Here is a 16,449-nt window from a genome sequence, read left to right as displayed (position 1 = left end):
CTGCAATTAATCAATCCAAGTTTATTATTACAAATTAGTAAAGGTGATTTGATTTAAGTTGGGATTATCATTAATTTTGTTATAAATATAATGCGCTCCATCAGAAAGATTTTGCCGTTAGGCATGGTGGGTAAGCGAATGTTGAAACAGAAAGAAAAGATTGTTGTGGTTGGCGGCGGCGCTGCTGGCCTTGAATTGGTTACGCGCTTAGGTCGTGATAAACGTTATGATGTGACACTTGTCGAGCCATCGTCACACCACTACTGGAAACCGCGTTTACACGAAATTGCAGCGGGAACGTTTGACGAAGAACTCGACGCTGTCAGCTACTTCCAACATGCATCTTGTAATGGCTACACCTATGTTCAAGCTTCAATGAACGGCTTAGAGCGAGCTAATAAAGTGATCAAGCTGACTCATTTTAGCGGTACGACGCAAGAGTTGGATTACGACTATCTTGTTATTGCGGTTGGCGCCATTAGCAATGACTTTAAAACAGAAGGCGTGAGTGAGCACTGCTTATTCCTGGATTCAGCAGGGCAAGCACAAAAAGCTTGGCAGGAGATCAACCCTCTACTGAGAGCAAGCAGTCAGCGTAAAATTTCAATTGTTGGCGCAGGTGCAACGGGCGTTGAACTGGCGGCAGAGCTAGCAAAAGTGAGCGCTAAGCTACAGCGCTATCGTCAGGAGGGCAATCTTGAAATTACTTTGATTGAAGCTTCTGATCGCGTGTTGCCTGCTGCGCCTGAATGCATGTCGAAACGAGTTCATGAAGCTTTGGTAAAACAAGGCATCAACGTTAGAACTGAGACTCGAATTCAAAGAGCTGAAGAGGGGGAATTAGTTACTTCAGAAGACGAGATTATTTCAGCGGATCTGCAAGTATGGGCTGCTGGTATTAAATGTGCGGATTGGCTAAGTGAATTAGACGGTTTAGAGACAAATCGAATTAATCAATTAGTTGTAGAGCAGACATTAAGAACAACCAATGACAACGATATCTTTGTGATTGGCGACAGTGCTGAGTGTCCACAACCAGATGGTTCTTTTGTTCCACCAAGAGCTCAAGCTGCCAATCAAGCTGCGGGTCATTTGGCTCAGCAGTTCAAGCATTTAGCCAAAGGTAAGGCGTTACAACCCTTTGTTTTCCACGATGGAGGCATGTTAGTGGCGGTAGGGCATGACTATGCTGTCGGTGCACTTATGAATGACAGAGTACTTTTGCGTGGTAGATTTGTACGAAACCTTTACGACACTATTTTCCGTTTACATCAACGAGTGTTGTTTAGTTGGGGGCGTGTGACAGCATTGGTCGTATTAAAGAGACTGAAATGCGCACTAAATCCATACAGTAAAAAGATCTAACGTAGGTAGGTTTGAGGCTTACCCTCAGGTTGATAAGTAAATGAGCGCCATACATAAGGTTATGTATGGCGCTTTTCTTTTGTGCAAAAGGCAGCCTACAACTGCGATACCGCGTAAAATCGTGAGTGCTGATTTGGCTGGCTTATAATATTTAGACTTAGCTATTGAAGGCTATTTAGGTATAAACTTGCGACATCATAATTCTAAAGGATGGTGCCATGTACCACGGTCATATCTATTTCCCTCTGCGATTTGCAGAGCAAGCAGAAACACTGCGTCAGAAAATCCTCTCAGAGCGCAAAGATGTGTTAGAGACTTTCCCATTAATACAGCGTTTGGTTGGCCCACATAAGATGCCAATGTTTGAGATTCACTTTGCGAATAAAGAGTCAGGCATTGTCGAATGGCTTGAGCAAGAGCGTGGTGATATGTCGGTGCTTATTCACCCAGTAACTGGTGGTGAAGAAACGCTAGATCATACAGTGCGTGCAATTTGGCTTGGCCGTGAGCTAGGTGTATTCGAAGACACGCTAAGCAGCTAATTTAATTCGCGCCCGACAGTTTGTAGCTAATCAACGTTTTTAATAAACATAGCTGCTGTCGGGTGTGCCAAAACTCACTAACTTTTCCCCCATCTTCCTTTTGAATAACTAGCTTCTCCAACTATTCCCCAGTATCAGAGACACCGCCACCGAAACACCTAATGCGATTAAAATATTAGGCAAGTTAAATCCCCAAATCGCGACGCACACTGCTACCGTTACTACAGCCCATAATAGCGTTTCTAAAATCCAAGTACCCATAAAACGACTCCTAACTTGATTGTGCGACTAGCATAACCAAACGAAGGTAAACATTTGGTCACCATCAAGTACCAGTCTCTAAATTCGCTATAGCATCACTTTAACGCTGAACTCGTTGCTGTGAGTTTCATGAGTAAATCGCCACCCTTGGTTCTGACAAATGCGATCAATGAGTTCTAGGCCAATGCCAAATGAGGTTTGCTGTACAGAGTCGTGGGTTATGTTTTCATCCTCTAAACGGTTGGTGACCTCAAACTGAGCTTGTGACAGGGTGATACGAATCTCCCCGCTTCCGCCATGTTGGAATGCATTACGGACCAAGTTAGTCAGAACGACTTCGGTCAGCTCACGGGGAAGGGGGTGTTCTTCAGGCTCAATGTTGATATGGATTTCTACTTCTTTGCTTTTTAGAAGATAACGCTGGCTTTCGATGATGTTATTGAGCAGGGGAGTTAGCTCAATCTGCTCATAGTTTGTTTCTATCTCGTTGTTACGGCTCACCCACAGTAGCGTCGTCACCAAGGCTTTCATATTGGTGGCGGAACGTTGAATTCGTGCGATAGCTCGCTGACCATTGTTTGGAATGCTATCAGACAATCGAACCAGCATATCGCCACTCGCTGAAATGGTGGCAATCGGTGTTCTTAACTCGTGGCTTGCTGCTCTTAAGAAAAAGCTTTCACGTTCATTGGCTTGGCGTTCACCTTGTACACTTTTAACAAGTTGCGATGCTAATTGGTCGATCTCTTGATATCGAAACTGAGCCAGACCTTGCGTGTTGTTTACATCAAGCGATTCTGACCATTTTGATAGGGTAATAATCGGTTGCGTGACTCGGTGTATCAAAAGGCGAATGATCAAGAACACCAAGAGTAGAAGCACACCAATGGCGATAAAGGCACTGTTTATCTGATTTACGGATTCAGGTGGGTTGAGCTCGAATAGCTTCAGATAAATCGCCTCATCGTACTCAGAAATGATGTACAGCGATTTGTCTGTACCAGAAATTGAATGCTTGGCGGCGTAGAGGTATTGCCCTGACTCATTACTGGCTGGAGAGTCGTAATGTTCATAAATAGCGTCGTTATCAAACGTATCCCAATCAAAGGCTTGTTGAAATCGAGTCGGCACTTCTGAGTAGCTTAGAAAGGCTTGAAAGGTTGGGTTTTGGTAGCTGGGTAATTCTCCAGTCTCAATGTAACGCTGCTCTGCAACTTCTAGCTCATACAAGAATCCATACTTTGCTGATTCGTTCAGACCAATATGATAGCTCTGTGAAACCATTAAGCTGTATATGGCGGTAAGCAACACAACAATGCCAAATAGATATAGGTAGATGTCGCGCTTGATGCTGACTCGATTTATGTTTACCTGTTTCATGACGGCTCCTCATGTAAGACAACGCCAATACCATGAACGGTATGTATTAGCTTGGTATCAAAGGGAGCATCAACCACTTGGCGAAGTTTAAACAGGTGCGCTTTCACGCTGTCAGAGCTTGGCATCTCGTCTTCCCAGGCTTCTTCAAGCTTGGCTTTGCTCACCACATTGGGGCTGTTTCGCACTAACATCATAAGCATTCGCCAACATACCGGAGAGAGCTTCAATAGTTTGCCGTCTCTCATAGCTTGGTGCTTATCCAAGTCCAATTTGAGATCGGCTACAGACAAAGTCGTCACCGTACCTTGAGCACGACGAACCAGCGCCATCAATCTCATTTTGAGCTCTTCCATCGCAAAAGGTTTCACTAGGTAATCATCTGAACCCACTTCGAAACCGGCGACCTTATCTTGCAATGTGTCTCTAGCGGTCAACATGAGAATAGGCGTAGTAATGCCTTGCTGACGAAGAGATTGGCACACATCGAGCCCATCCATTTTAGGCATGTTGATGTCCGTTAAGATGATGTCATAACGTCCTTCTAAGGCGAGGTTTAGCCCTGCTGCGCCATTATAGGCAAAGTCGAATTCGAAACCGTCGAGTTCCATGTAGTCTGCAATGGCTTCTGCCAAGTCACTGTCGTCTTCAATCAACAGGGCGTTAATGCTCATAAGTGTCCTTACTTTGTCTCTCGTTCTCGTTTCCAAGCCCATATAGGTGGCTGAATCAGAAGTTGTAGCCGGTAGTTCCAATTTGGTGCGTGCCATAGCTGTTGGCACAGTTTAACGTAGCCGTGGAAATATACCTTAAATGGGTTCACAGAGTTGATTCTAGGGAACACGCCATATCTGACTTCTTCCTCTTCTTTGGCGAACGTACCGAACATACGATCCCAAATGATGAATATTCCCGCGTAGTTTTTATCTAGGTATTGTTTATTGGTCGCGTGATGCACTCTGTGGTGAGAGGGCGTATTGAACACAGCTTCGATAGGGCGTGGCAACCGCTTAACCGTTTCGGTGTGCAATAACGTTTGGTATAGCTGCACAAAGGTTTCACACATCAGTACTACAAACGGATTAAAGCCGAGCATAATTAATGGTAAATGGAAAAAGAACGGGAAGAACCAATCCAAAGGCCCAAAGCGATAGGCGACCGATATATTGAAGTAAAGCGAGCTATGGTGAACGGAGTGTGTTCCCCATGCTAGGCCGTTGCTGTGTAGGAATCGATGTTCCCAGTAATACGCGAGATCCGCCAAGATCAAGCAGCCAAGAATCGTCCAGCCGGATATTGGCAGCTGAGTCAGGCTAAAATTCTCGTAGGCATAAACGAACGCACCGACATAAGCTAGGCCGACCAAGAAAACGGTGACTAACAAGAAGAACAGAGTGACAAAGTTAGTCGCGCTGTCTCCCAACATGTTCCAGCTTAGCTTTTTCTTAAAGGCATAGCGGATAAGCTCAAAGATAAATAGAGCGAGAGCAAGCAATACAAAATTGTCATCTACCCAAGTTTCGGTAAGGATGATGCTTGTTTCTGAAAACGTTTGAGAGAGAAAACCCCCAATGCTATCCATAGTGAAATCCATAACGAAATCCTTTACTGATCATTCTTATAATAGACGTATAACTCGCTAGAATCTGGCAACCCATGCTGATTCAATTGGTGGTGCTCGATAACCTTATCTACCTCTTTTAGAATCGCGATCCCTTCCCATGCTTGTGCTAATTCTTGTTCAGTATGTTCGCCTTTACTAAGTAGAAGCGTACCTTTGGCTTTGTTTGGAATTTGGATTAAGTGATTGTTTTTATTTGATGTTGATTGCTTAGTTGGGAAGCCAATGGTGACAGTAGCCTTGCTGAAGTCGGAACTGATGTCCTGATAGATCACGACCACTTTCTGTTGCAGTGCGATCTCCTCATCATTTGCTTCTAGGTTTTGGTAGAAATCGACCCACAGTTCTGGCACATCCTCTAAAGGGATAGTCTTGCTCAAACCTTGCAGGTAAGTTGTATTTGCAGTCGCCTGTTGTTTTACCTCTGCTGACTTATCTATGGATGGCGTGCTTATTGACGACTTATTTGTTGACGACTTGCTTACTGATGACTGAGCTATTGGTTGCTCAGTTGATGCATCTGCAATCGCAGGTTGAATATGTAATAGCCCCCAAACTGCGCCAGTAATACCGACAGTCGTGAGTATTGAAGCGAATAATTTCATGCTCTTTCCTTGTTTTTCATTTTTCTTATCAAGGACAGTAAAGGAGCCAAGGTAAACAAAAGGTAACCGAGTTGGTTGTTGGGCGAGTCTAGCGCCTAATTTTCTAATACAGCAATCTGGGACACTTTTTCCCATGCCGAATTGGTAATACTGACGCCATATTCATTTATGGGCTCAATAATGCTATTCAAACATCCCATCTCTCTGCTGACGATTATTCGGCTTAACCCATTAAAGGTCGCTGCGACTTGGTTAATGGTTTTGGCTGAAAACGTGATGCTTATTCTGCTGCCGCTGTTTATTGGTTACGCCATCGACGGCGTGTTAAACCAAAGCTTCCAGCCTTTGATGATGCTGGCACTGATCCTCTTTGTACTGGTAATTCTCAGCGTTGTTCGTCGTTTCTACGATACCCGTGTCTATGGGGCGATTCGTGTAAAACTGGCGAATATCGTGGAGCGAAACCTACGTGGCTTATCTGTATCAACCAAAGATGCTCGACTCACCATGTCACGTGAGCTAGTCGATTTCTTAGAAGACGATTTACCCGCTTTGATGACGGCAGTGGTGCAGCTTGTTGCGACTGTGGTGATTCTTTCTGCATTCCATTTGTCATTGGCGCTTTGCATGTTGTTTGCTGGGCTGTCGATGCTCGCGATCTATGGTTTGTTTCACCGAACCTTTACTCGCCTCAATGGCCAATTTAACGATCAAGTTGAACAGCAGGTTCAACTGTTGAGCGGTGTTCGTTTGTCTGCGCTTCGTTGGCACTTTGAGCTACTTAAACAGTGTGAAATCAAGCTTTCAGACACTGAGGCAATTGTTTACGGACTGATCTTTACCGTTCTGTTTGGCGCAGTCGTGGGCAACTTGTGGATGGTGAGTCAGCTTATCGAGCCGACTGCAGGGCAAGTGTTCTCTATCGTTACCTATTCATTGGAGTTTGTTGAAACTGCAGTGATGTTGCCAATTACGCTGCAAACCCTTTCTCGCCTTACTGAAATCAGTCAGCGACTCAATCATACCTCTGTCCAACAGGCTACCAAGGAGATGCCTTATGAAGTTTAAAAAGCCACTTTCGGTGTTAGTCGGTTGTGCGGCTATCTTTGTCGCCTTGGTTGTTGTCGATGAATTGGAACCCGAGGCAGCGGAACCTGTGAAGAAACAAGCAGTACTGGCACCGGTTTCTGTATTGGAGGTGACACCTTCGCAGCACGAATCGACGTTAACGGTACTAGGCTTAACCGCTGCTCGTTGGCCAATTCAACTGAAAGCCTCGAGTAGTGCGCAACTAAAATGGCTGAATGAAAGCATCGAACCGGGACAATTAGTGAATAAGGGCGATGTGTTGGCGAGGCTAGATAGCAGCGCTGTTGATGCGAACTTGGCGCAAGCGTTAAGTGCGTTAAAGCAAGCGGAGCTGGAATTGAAACAGGCTAAGCATGAACAAACCGTCGCTCTAAAAATGCTTAACCCAAAAACAAGTTCGTCCTTTGCGCGCAGAGAACCCCAAGTGCTTGCAGCGAAAGCCAACCTGCAACAAGCCAATCAAGCTTATGTCAGTGCGAAGAAGCTAGTGGAAGAGTCGGTGATCACCGCGCCTTTTGATGCGGTCGTCATGAAGCGCCACATTAGCCCAAGAGAGTGGGTAGAGGCGGGGCAAGTGACCTTTGAGTTAGCCGCCAGTGATTCGATTGATATCGAGCTTCCAATCTCTGAAATGCACTGGCAACAAGTGCAAGTTGCCTTGGTTAAGCCAAGTATTCGTGTCGTGAGTCGTTCTGGGAACCAATGGCCCGCGAAAGTGCGTTATGTGTCTCCGGAAGTCGATTCGGTGACTCGTCAAAGGCAAGTGGTGCTCTCGGTTGAAAATCCATACCAAAACAAGCCTAGGCTTTTCCCTAATCAGCAGGTTCAGGCTGTGGTTAACCTTGGTCTACAAGGTGAAGTAGTTAGCGTACCTCTGAGCGCGATGACGAGAGACGGGTATGTGTGGACGTTAGACTCAGAAGATCGTTTACGAAAAGAGTCGGTAACGCTTATAGGGCAAGGCAGTAAAGAGCTTGATATTCGGTTCAATGATCGAAGTGATAAGGCTCGTCGCGTGGTGCAATATCCGCTTTCTTCAATGTTAATTGGTAAACAAGTCGCGCCTAGATTCAATGAAATCCATTCTGAAGCCATGCTCGCTGGCCAATCTGATTCAGCACAGGTTAAGGAATCAAACCAATGAGTTGGATGACAAAATGGTTCATTAATAATCCAGTCGCTGCCAATTTGTTGATGATGGCGATCGTTATCAGTGGCGTACTGGCTTTTGGTCAGCTGCGTGTCGAGTCGTTTCCGCAAATTGCACCATCCTCAATCAGCATTACTGTGGCTTATCCTGGCGGTACTGCACAACAGATCGATGAGAGTGTGACTCAACGAATCGAAGAGTCGATCAGCGGGATTGCTGGCATCAAACAGATCACCAGCCAGTCGAGTGCTGGAATGTCACGAGTCGTGGTACGTAAAACCAGCAGTACAGATTTAGACAAGCTGTTGGATGACATTCGTAACCAAGTTAACGCTATCAACGGCTTTCCCGTGCAAGCAGAAAGACCGCAAGTGGTGCGAAATGAATTTACCAACTTAGCTGCGTTTGTTGTGGTGTCAGGTCCAAGAACCGATGACGAATTACAACCTATCGCTAAGCAGCTCGAACAAGCGCTGAAGAAGAACGCTCAAATATCAAAGGTATCAAATTGGGGAACTCGAATGCCTCAGTTGGTTATCGAGCCAGACCCAGATCAACTGAAAGCGTTAGGGCTTAGCTTGGAAGAGCTGGTAGGTTTAGTTGAGCAGCGTTCACTTGAGTCTCGTAGCGGTGAGCTAATAAGTGACAAAGGCCGAATGGTAATTCGTGGTGACGGTTATGCCGATGATTTACAGAAGCTCAATCAGCTTGTCGTAATTTCGGGAAGTAACGGAAAAATACACTTGGGAGACATCGCCAAGCTAACCCGTGGCTACCAATACAGCGGCTCTATCGTGCGTAACAACGGCTCTAACGCCATCGCTTTACTAGTCAGTACTAGCCAAACCGATAACCTGCTTAAAATCAGTGAGGCAATCAGCGAAACACTGGATGCGCAACGAGCGATTCTGCCTTCGGATATTGAGCTGAATACCATGGCTGATATGGCGCCTTACATTGAAGAACAGCTGTTTCGTTTGAGTGAAAATGCCTGGCAAGGCTTGCTAATTGTATTGATCTTACTTGGGATATTTCTTGAGATTAGACTCGCGTTTTGGGTCGCGATGGGGATACCGATTGCGCTCACAGGAACGCTAGCGGCAATGCAGCTTTTTAACTACAGCATCAACGACATTACCTTGTTTGGCTTTATCTTGGTACTTGGTGTGTTGGTCGATGATGCGGTTGTCGTCGGGGAAGCGATATACGACAAACGGACTGGCAATGCGGGTCACCCCGGTACTTCAAAGCTAAACGGCTCCTCTAATATAAACGGAAAGACAGCCGCTTGGCAGGGCGTGCATTCCGTGTCGGTGGCAACCGTGTTTGGTGTGCTGACAACCATCGCAGCGTTCTCTCCAATGCTATGGATTAACAATGAGTTAGCTAAAGTACTTGCTGGGTTTTCGGCAGTGGTGATCTTCGCTTTGATCTTCTCACTGATTGAAAGCAAATTTATTCTACCGTCACACTTGGCTCAGCTTTCTGTGAAAAAGCCATCTACCAGTATTTTTGCCAAGGTTCAGAATGCGGCTCAAGGCGGTTTGCAGTGGTTCAATCTCAACATCTATAAGCCAGTATTGGAGTTTGCACTTGGCTACAAAGTGGCATCTTTGCTTGGGTTTGTAGCGGTCATCTCATTGGCTTATGGCATGTGGTCAAATGGGGCGATTCGAAGTGCTCTGTTCCCTGAAATTCCGGGGCGTTACATCACAGCGGTTATTGAGTTAGAAGACGGTGCGCCGTTGCCACTGCAGCGCCAAGCTTTGCTGCAAGTAGAGCAAGCGATGACAAAGGTTGAGAAGGGCTTAATGGAAGATTACCCATTACAAGGAAAGCCCGTGGTAAACCTACTCGCATGGTCAGATGGCTATGGTGAGATTGAAGTCACTGCCGAACTTACTAATGAATCTTTAAGCTTATTGCCGGGTAACTTACTGCTGAAGCGATGGCGAGAAAGTACTGGGCAAATTGAAGGGGCTTACTCGGCCAAATTCAGCGCAGCAGAAGAGCCAGCTGGTGGCACATTCTTAACGATCTCTTCCAACGATCGTGAGTTGGCTTCTCGTGTGAGTGAACAGCTAGCAGATACCCTAGCGTCCTTAAAAGGCGTTTCGGATGTTTACGATGATGGTCAGGATGGTTTACCACAAGTTCGCTTAGTGCTGAATCAATATGGTCAGCAGCTTGGATTAACTCAAGCGAAGCTGGCACAGCTTGCCGGAGAAGCGTTTGGCGAAAGGGAAGTTCATCGCCTATTAGAAAACGGACAAGAGACCAAGGTGCTGCTGCAATACCCAAGAGATGAGCGCAGAACCTTAGCTCAGCTACAACAAGCCATTATAATGTTGCCGAACGGTGGCAGTGTAATGATTGGAGATATCGCTGAGTTCCGTCACGAGCAAGAGCCGCAAGTGGTTTACCGCCGTGACCGAGAGCAAGTGATCAACCTCTATTGGAAGCAAAACCGAGATCTGCAATCACCAGAGAAGACACTAGAACAGCTCGAAGAGACGATTGAATCTCTGCGCCTACAATACCCAAGTGTGACGATCAAAGCGGGTGGCGAGTTTGAAGAGATAGGGGAAGTGTCGGATGGCTTTAAATCAGCAATGATTCTGACTCTGCTGATGATCTACATCTTGTTGGCAGTGCCTTTGAAATCCTACTGGCAACCAATGATCATCATGGCGGTAATACCGTTTGGATTCGCAGGCGCGATTTTTGGTCATTACTTGATGGACTTGCCGATCAGCATTCTTTCGATGTTCGGAATGATGGCCATGACGGGGATCGTGATTAACGACTCGTTGGTGTTGATCACGCGTTTTAATGCTGAATATCGCCAAGGCGTGCCATTACAGAAAGCGTTGGTGATTGCGGGCACCAGCCGATTGAGAGCGATCTTCTTAACCACGATAACCACTGTGTGTGGGTTGTTGCCGTTACTAAGCGAAACTGCGGAACAAGCACAATACTTAAAGCCTGCGGCGGTGTCGTTGGTGTTTGGTGAACTGTTCGCCACTGCGGTAACGCTGATTTTGATACCTGTGTTGCTTGGTTTGTTTTGCCGAAAACCGCCTCAAGTTGAAGATCTAATTGAAAAAGAGCCGGTCGAACAAGAACCACATTTATCAGCACAGCTCACTTTGGAGCGCTCATGATTGATTTTATAAAGGACAAAGACGATAGTGAAGCCAAGCACCGAATTCAATCAAGACGACAGATACAAGAGCTTTTATGCCGGAGAACAAAGACCGTATGACGCAACAGAGCAAGCCTGACTATCACTCAGTACCTGGTTTTAAACTGGTGCCTGAGATTGCGTTGGTTGAATCTTTACCAGAACACCTTCAAAAACGCTTTAGCCATGCGCTTAACTTAATGCATGAAGAGTGGGGTGAGCGTCGTACTTGGGAAGAGATAGCGACCGAGAGTGCGATTTCGCCATACCACTTCCATCGTCAGTTTACTGAGCTGTTTAATGAAACGCCGGGTCAATACCTGAGTCGAATACGTCTACAGATTGCTGTTAGCCTGTTGATCAATGACGAGCCATGGAGCGTCATTGAAATAGCGCAGTATTGTGGATTCTCATCGTCACAGTCGCTAGGCAAGGCGCTCAAGCGTGAGTTAGGGGTGACCGCAAAGCACATTCGAGAAATGGGTTACAACGCGACCCCAAAGGAAACGGCCGATTTTATCCAAAGATTGGCGCATCCGGGTGTGCAGTCTTCGATGGAAAAAGAACTGGTTAAGTCGATGCCGACAGAATTGGTTTGGTATCCAGAGCGCGGAATGCAGAAGCTCAAATTAGACGATCCTGACTGGGATACCGCGTTTGAGATGTACGGTCAGAAGTCGACACAACTCATGGGCACAACACCGATTAAGCAAATGAGAAACAAGTGGGACGACATAGACGCTGAAATCGGCAACTGGCAAGTCGCCAAAGAGCGTTACGATATGACCATTCCAGAAGGATACTACTTGTGTAGCGATGTTTATCTGGTGTCGGATGTCGCTTACAGCACGGCTTTAGAAGCGTTGTTTAATGCGGTTAAGCAACAAGGCTTACAGTTAGACGTGAACGGCTATTTGGTGGAGATGATTTGCCATATAGATGATGACGATGTAGAAGGAGTAACATTCTCCTTTCAGTTGCCGGTTTTAACCACGCAAGATAGCGAATAATAAAAAGGCTCCTCAAATGAGGAGCCTTTGCTCTGTTTCAAGGAACAGTTTATCAAGAGCCTCTGTTCATCAGGCTTAGCTGTTGAACAGAGTTGGGGGGATTAAGCTTCTGCAGCCACTTTTGAGCTGCTCATCTTTTTAAGAGCTGCGTAACCAAAACCTGTTACCGCTGTACCCGCTGCAATCGCGACTAGGTACATAAGAACGGGAGAGATAGCTCCAGGGATTAGTAGTACGAACAAGCCGCCGTGTGGAGCCATAAGTTGTGCACCGAATAGCATTGATAGAGCACCAGTTAGTGCGCCACCTGCCATACATGCTGGGATAACACGCATTGGGTCTTTCGCTGCGAATGGGATTGCACCTTCAGAGATGAAACATAGGCCAAGAACGAATGATGCTTTACCTGCTTCGCGCTCGCCTGCTTCAAACTTGTCTTTCACTAGGAAAGTCGCAAGACCCATACCTAGAGCCGGAACCATACCTGCAGCCATGATTGCTGCCATTGGTGCGTAAGTTTGTGAAGCCAATAGACCAACACCGAACGTGTAAGCCGCTTTGTTTACTGGACCACCAAGGTCGAAACACATCATTGCGCCTAGAATCACACCCAGAAGAATCGCATTAGATGTTCCCATGTTGTTCAGGAAGTCTGTCATTGCGCTCATCACGCCTGAAACTGGACCACCAACGATGTAAATCATGACCAAACCAGTGAACAAACTCGCGATAAACGGAATGATCAGAATCGGTTTGAGGGCTTCCATCGATTGTGGAAGTTGAACCTTGTCGGCAATGAATTTCGCTGCGTAACCCGCAATGAAACCCGCTGCGATACCACCTAGGAAACCTGCGCCTGTTGAGCTAGCCAGCATACCGCCAATTAGACCTGGAGCCAGACCCGGACGGTCAGCAATTGAGAATGCAATGAAACCAGCAAGAACAGGAATCATCAGTGCGAATGCAGAACCACCACCGATAGTCATCAATGCTGCTGCTAATGTGCCTTCTTCTTTAAACGCTTCGATACCAAATACGAAAGACAATGCGATGATCAAACCACCGGCAACAACCACAGGAAGCATGTGAGATACACCTGTCATTAGGTGCTTGTACACACCTTTCTTCTCATCAGTAGGAGCTGAATTTGAAGACGCTGTGTGCTGGTATGGCTTAGCTTCAGCGAACGCTTTTTCCATCTCTTGCTTTGTTTTCTTAAGCGCAGGACCCGTTGTCGTTTTGTATAGTGCTTTGCCGTTAAAGCGATCCAGAGGCACATCGATGTCTGCTGCGATGATAACAAGATCAGCGTCTGCGATTTCTTGGTCTGTCAGTTGGTTTTTCGCACCTACAGAGCCGCGAGTTTCCACTTTGATCTGATGACCTAGGCGTTTGCCTTCTGCTTCAAGTGCCTCAGCTGCCATAAAGGTGTGTGCAACGCCAGTAGGGCAAGCGGTAATCGCTACGATCTTCTTGTTGCCTGTGCTTGCTGTTGTAGAAGAGTTTGTTGAGGTGGCAGTAACTTGGATAGAATCTTCAACTTGAGAAGCATCTAGAACGGTTGCTTCTGCTACCGCTTTCTCTAGGAATGCTTTTGCATCTGCTGTGCATTCAGAAATAGTCGCTTGGTACACTTTTTTGCCGACAAAACGCGCTTTATCAACGTTTGTGTTGGCAGCAATAACCACAACGTCGCTGCTGTCGATGGTGTCTTGTGATACTGGAGAGTCAGGTAATACGCTAGATTGACATTCAATAGCGGCGTTCCAACCCAGTGTTTTTGAAGCTTGCTCTAATAAGCCTGCTGCGATGATGCTGTTTGCTACGCCACTTGGGCAAGCTGTGATGATGGTAATATTCATAATAATCCCTTTGTCCTATTTACTTGTGTCTAACTGGCTAGTTGGAGCACTAAGCGCCTGTAATTGGATATTTTGTCGTACTGAATCCAGCTCTTGTTGGCTGGTTACGCCCACGCCTACCTGTGAAACTGCTAGAGCAGATAGGGCGGTTGCGAATTTAATAAGTTCTGGTTTTGGCATCTGTTGCATGTGACCCCAACATAGGCCTGCGACTAGTGTGTCACCTGCACCTACTGTGCTTACTACTTGCATGCGCGGTGGTTGAGCATGTAACCATTCATCTTGGTTAAGCCACATCACACCTTCAGCGCCAAGTGATACCACGATGTTATCGATGCCTTTTTCACTTAGGGCTTGGCCTGCGTGCTGGCATTGGTCGCGTGTGGTCAGTTCTGCGTTGAATAGCTGAGACAGCTCTTCATCGTTTGGCTTGATTAGCCATGGTTGTGCATCGAGCCCTGCCTTAAGTGCATCTCGGCTGCTGTCGAACAATACTTTCTTGCCCATATCGTGAAGTTTCTGAATCCACGATGCGCATAACATAGGTGAAACGCCTTGAGGTAAGCTGCCAGCAATCACGAAATATTCGTGGTCTTCAGCTAACCCAAATAGAGTGCGCTCAAACTGCTCGATGGCAATCGGTGTTACCGCTACTCCAGGGAAGTTAATATCGCTAACTTGACCACTTTCTTCTACTAACTTCACGTTGATGCGAGTTGCGCCGTCGACACGAATAAAGCGGTCAGTTGCGCCCATCTGTTCGAACAGTTGGCAGAACGGTTCTTCGTTATTTCGACCAAGAAAACCTGTTACGGTGACTTTAGCACCAAGCTCTGAAAGTACTTTTGCTACGTTCACGCCTTTACCCGCTGCATGCAGTGAGCTTTTGTTCACCAAGCTAACTGAACCCACGTTAAGTGCGTCGATAGCGCCAGTCAGGTCTAGGGCAGGGTTTAGCGTAACGGTAACGGCTTTGATTTGTTTATCAGACATATCGCTTCCTTAACCTTCGCCAAGGCCTGAAGCGATAGCTTTGCCAATCGATTCAAGTGCTTGTGCTGCATCTTCACCTTCAGCAACAAACTGAAGCTGGTGGCCGTGTTTAACGCCAAGTGCGATCACTTTCATCAAGCTCTTCGCGTTCACTTCTTTTCCGTCACCATCTAGGTTTGAAACGCGGATAGTTGATTCGAATTTCTTCGCTTCTGCTACCAGCATTGCACCCGGGCGAGCGTGTAGGCCGTGTGCGTTTTTGATTTTGAATACTGCGCAGTTGTCATCGTCTTGAGAAGCTGTAGAAACCGCTTCACCTTTTAGAAGGCCAATCACTTGTGCAACGTCAGCAGTTAACAGTTGTTGCTGTTTACCTTCGAAAACCATCTTGCTTAGGTTTGCCAGAATAGATTGGTGCGCGCTGTTGCAAGCTGCGAATGCGACCAATGCTTTCACTGGTGTGCCTTCATACTCACAATGGTTTGCTGTTGAAACAAACGATACGCCAGTGCGAGTTACGCCTTTATCGCTGCCCAACAACCACAGGCCTTGGCCTAGGTGAGTTGGTGTTTTTGTTACTAGGTCGGCAACGAATGCGTTGTCTGTGCAACCTGTGTTCTTAAGTAGGCCGCCTGCAACTGCCGACATTTGAACCATGTCGCTTGCAGGGAACAGTAGCTGAACCAAAGAAGCATCTAGGTCTGCTTCTAGCTGAACTTCGCCGTTAAGTAGGGCGATGACTTCGTCTTCTGATTTCGCTTGCTTTAATTTCTCTTCAACACCGTCAGCCGCTAGCACTTTCGTTAGCTGCTTAAGAATGCCTAAGTGCTCGTCAGATTTAGCTGCAATACCAATTGCTACGTAAACACGGTTGCCGTCTGCCCAATCAATACCTTCAGGGAAGTGGTGTACCGCTACGCCTGTCTTTTTTACTAGGTTGCGAGTGTCAGTCGTTCCGTGAGGAATCGCGATGCCGTTACCTAGGAACGTAGAGTTCTGGTTTTCACGGTTCAGCATTCCTTCAACGTAGCCAGAGTCAACTAAGCCTTTCGCGGTAAGGTCGCCAGCAATGTGTTGGATTGCTTTGAATTTGTCATCGGCCTTTTGACCAAGAGTGATGTCAGATTTTGATAATTTAAGCATGGTGCCTCTTTAGCGTATCGCTTGAGAATTTGTGTATCGCTACGATTCAGTCTAGAGCAAGATTCATGGAGCTTAACTCTTTGCCTTATGCTTGCTGAATCGGTTCAGCATTCAGTGTAAAAAAATTCAGCAAAGCCGATTTTGGTTTTCAAAATAGTTTTGCTGCGTGTCGTAATTTCAGTTTCGTTAATAACGAGAAGTTGAATCACAACAAATGACGCTCAATCCATTCAAAAGGATGATTGAA

General features: G+C 46.4%; 14 protein-coding genes. 6 read left to right on the top strand and 8 right to left on the bottom strand.

From position 1 onward, the window contains the following. The first annotated feature begins 138 nt into the window (after nt 1-138). The gene (locus Q5H80_RS19055; RefSeq protein WP_304569655.1) at nt 139-1,365 is read left to right on the top strand and encodes an NAD(P)/FAD-dependent oxidoreductase; all 1,227 of its coding nucleotides are present in this window, start codon (nt 139-141) and stop codon (nt 1,363-1,365) included. A gap of 218 nt (nt 1,366-1,583) precedes the next feature. Beyond that, nucleotides 1,584-1,907 carry a DOPA 4,5-dioxygenase family protein gene (locus tag Q5H80_RS19050; protein ID WP_048660369.1) on the top strand — a complete coding sequence of 108 codons (324 nt, stop codon included), beginning with the start codon at nt 1,584-1,586 and terminating at the stop codon, nt 1,905-1,907. 108 nt (nt 1,908-2,015) lie between these two features. Here Q5H80_RS19050 and Q5H80_RS19045 read toward each other — a convergent pair whose 3' ends face one another. From Q5H80_RS19045 to Q5H80_RS19025, 5 genes are all read right to left on the bottom strand, one after another. After that, nucleotides 2,016-2,168, bottom strand: coding sequence for a hypothetical protein (locus Q5H80_RS19045; protein WP_304569654.1), 153 nt, complete (start codon nt 2,166-2,168; stop codon nt 2,016-2,018). An 87-nt stretch (nt 2,169-2,255) separates the two neighbouring features. Beyond that, nucleotides 2,256-3,548 (bottom strand): sensor histidine kinase KdpD, encoded by a 1,293-nt coding sequence (locus Q5H80_RS19040; RefSeq protein WP_304569653.1) that lies wholly within the window; start codon nt 3,546-3,548, stop codon nt 2,256-2,258. Further along, nucleotides 3,545-4,219 carry a response regulator transcription factor gene (locus tag Q5H80_RS19035; RefSeq protein ID WP_304569652.1) on the bottom strand — a complete coding sequence of 225 codons (675 nt, stop codon included), beginning with the start codon at nt 4,217-4,219 and terminating at the stop codon, nt 3,545-3,547. The genes Q5H80_RS19040 and Q5H80_RS19035 overlap by 4 nt, the downstream gene beginning before the upstream one ends. A gap of 8 nt (nt 4,220-4,227) precedes the next feature. Continuing rightward, entirely contained in the window at nt 4,228-5,139 is a 912-nt protein-coding gene (locus Q5H80_RS19030) for a sterol desaturase family protein (RefSeq protein ID WP_304569651.1), read from the bottom strand. 11 nt (nt 5,140-5,150) lie between these two features. Then, a complete protein-coding gene (locus tag Q5H80_RS19025) occupies nt 5,151-5,771 on the bottom strand; it encodes a hypothetical protein (RefSeq protein WP_304569650.1) in 621 nt (206 codons plus the stop codon). Nucleotides 5,772-5,951: 180 nt separating this feature from the next. Between Q5H80_RS19025 and Q5H80_RS19020 the strand changes: the two genes are divergently transcribed. The 4 genes from Q5H80_RS19020 to Q5H80_RS19005 all read left to right on the top strand — a co-directional run bounded on the left by Q5H80_RS19020 (nt 5,952) and on the right by Q5H80_RS19005 (nt 12,204). Then, the gene (locus Q5H80_RS19020; protein ID WP_304569649.1) at nt 5,952-6,839 is read left to right on the top strand and encodes an ABC transporter six-transmembrane domain-containing protein; all 888 of its coding nucleotides are present in this window, start codon (nt 5,952-5,954) and stop codon (nt 6,837-6,839) included. Continuing rightward, complete coding sequence (locus Q5H80_RS19015; RefSeq protein ID WP_304569648.1) at nt 6,829-8,004, top strand: efflux RND transporter periplasmic adaptor subunit; 1,176 nt, start codon at nt 6,829-6,831, stop codon at nt 8,002-8,004. The genes Q5H80_RS19020 and Q5H80_RS19015 overlap by 11 nt, the downstream gene beginning before the upstream one ends. Beyond that, nucleotides 8,001-11,174 (top strand): efflux RND transporter permease subunit, encoded by a 3,174-nt coding sequence (locus Q5H80_RS19010; RefSeq protein WP_304569647.1) that lies wholly within the window; start codon nt 8,001-8,003, stop codon nt 11,172-11,174. Before Q5H80_RS19015 ends, Q5H80_RS19010 begins: the two co-directional genes overlap by 4 nt. 97 nt (nt 11,175-11,271) lie before the next feature. Then, nucleotides 11,272-12,204: a helix-turn-helix transcriptional regulator gene (locus Q5H80_RS19005; protein ID WP_304570780.1), complete on the top strand. Its 933-nt coding sequence runs from the start codon at nt 11,272-11,274 to the stop codon at nt 12,202-12,204. 101 nt (nt 12,205-12,305) lie between these two features. Here the strand turns inward: Q5H80_RS19005 and fruA are convergent, their stop codons facing one another. From fruA to fruB, 3 genes are read right to left on the bottom strand one after another with little or no spacing between them, the layout of a single operon-like run. Next, nucleotides 12,306-14,066: a PTS fructose transporter subunit IIBC gene (gene fruA / locus Q5H80_RS19000; protein WP_304569646.1), complete on the bottom strand. Its 1,761-nt coding sequence runs from the start codon at nt 14,064-14,066 to the stop codon at nt 12,306-12,308. A gap of 15 nt (nt 14,067-14,081) precedes the next feature. Then, the gene (pfkB, locus tag Q5H80_RS18995) at nt 14,082-15,059 is read right to left on the bottom strand and encodes a 1-phosphofructokinase (RefSeq protein WP_304569645.1); all 978 of its coding nucleotides are present in this window, start codon (nt 15,057-15,059) and stop codon (nt 14,082-14,084) included. A gap of 9 nt (nt 15,060-15,068) precedes the next feature. Beyond that, nucleotides 15,069-16,202 (bottom strand): fused PTS fructose transporter subunit IIA/HPr protein, encoded by a 1,134-nt coding sequence (fruB, locus tag Q5H80_RS18990; protein ID WP_304569644.1) that lies wholly within the window; start codon nt 16,200-16,202, stop codon nt 15,069-15,071. Nucleotides 16,203-16,449 lie beyond the last annotated feature (247 nt).

The organism is Vibrio sp. SNU_ST1, from assembly GCF_030563405.1.
Classification (GTDB): domain Bacteria; phylum Pseudomonadota; class Gammaproteobacteria; order Enterobacterales; family Vibrionaceae; genus Vibrio.
Note: the sequence above shows the minus strand (reverse complement) of the source record. Positions and strands in the feature narration are given on the sequence as shown.

Excerpts from the sequence above, each read along its gene's own strand:
- Q5H80_RS19055 (WP_304569655.1), top strand. The coding sequence starts at position 139 with ATGTTGAAACAGAAAGAAAAGATTGTTGTGGTTGGCGGCGGCGCTGCT.
- Q5H80_RS19050 (WP_048660369.1), top strand. The coding sequence starts at position 1,584 with ATGTACCACGGTCATATCTATTTCCCTCTGCGATTTGCAGAGCAAGCA.
- Q5H80_RS19045 (WP_304569654.1), bottom strand. The coding sequence starts at position 2,168 with ATGGGTACTTGGATTTTAGAAACGCTATTATGGGCTGTAGTAACGGTA.
- Q5H80_RS19040 (WP_304569653.1), bottom strand. The coding sequence starts at position 3,548 with ATGAAACAGGTAAACATAAATCGAGTCAGCATCAAGCGCGACATCTAC.
- Q5H80_RS19035 (WP_304569652.1), bottom strand. The coding sequence starts at position 4,219 with ATGAGCATTAACGCCCTGTTGATTGAAGACGACAGTGACTTGGCAGAA.
- Q5H80_RS19030 (WP_304569651.1), bottom strand. The coding sequence starts at position 5,139 with ATGGATTTCACTATGGATAGCATTGGGGGTTTTCTCTCTCAAACGTTT.
- Q5H80_RS19025 (WP_304569650.1), bottom strand. The coding sequence starts at position 5,771 with ATGAAATTATTCGCTTCAATACTCACGACTGTCGGTATTACTGGCGCA.
- Q5H80_RS19020 (WP_304569649.1), top strand. The coding sequence starts at position 5,952 with ATGCTATTCAAACATCCCATCTCTCTGCTGACGATTATTCGGCTTAAC.
- Q5H80_RS19015 (WP_304569648.1), top strand. The coding sequence starts at position 6,829 with ATGAAGTTTAAAAAGCCACTTTCGGTGTTAGTCGGTTGTGCGGCTATC.
- Q5H80_RS19010 (WP_304569647.1), top strand. The coding sequence starts at position 8,001 with ATGAGTTGGATGACAAAATGGTTCATTAATAATCCAGTCGCTGCCAAT.
- Q5H80_RS19005 (WP_304570780.1), top strand. The coding sequence starts at position 11,272 with ATGACGCAACAGAGCAAGCCTGACTATCACTCAGTACCTGGTTTTAAA.
- fruA (WP_304569646.1), bottom strand. The coding sequence starts at position 14,066 with ATGAATATTACCATCATCACAGCTTGCCCAAGTGGCGTAGCAAACAGC.
- pfkB (WP_304569645.1), bottom strand. The coding sequence starts at position 15,059 with ATGTCTGATAAACAAATCAAAGCCGTTACCGTTACGCTAAACCCTGCC.
- fruB (WP_304569644.1), bottom strand. The coding sequence starts at position 16,202 with ATGCTTAAATTATCAAAATCTGACATCACTCTTGGTCAAAAGGCCGAT.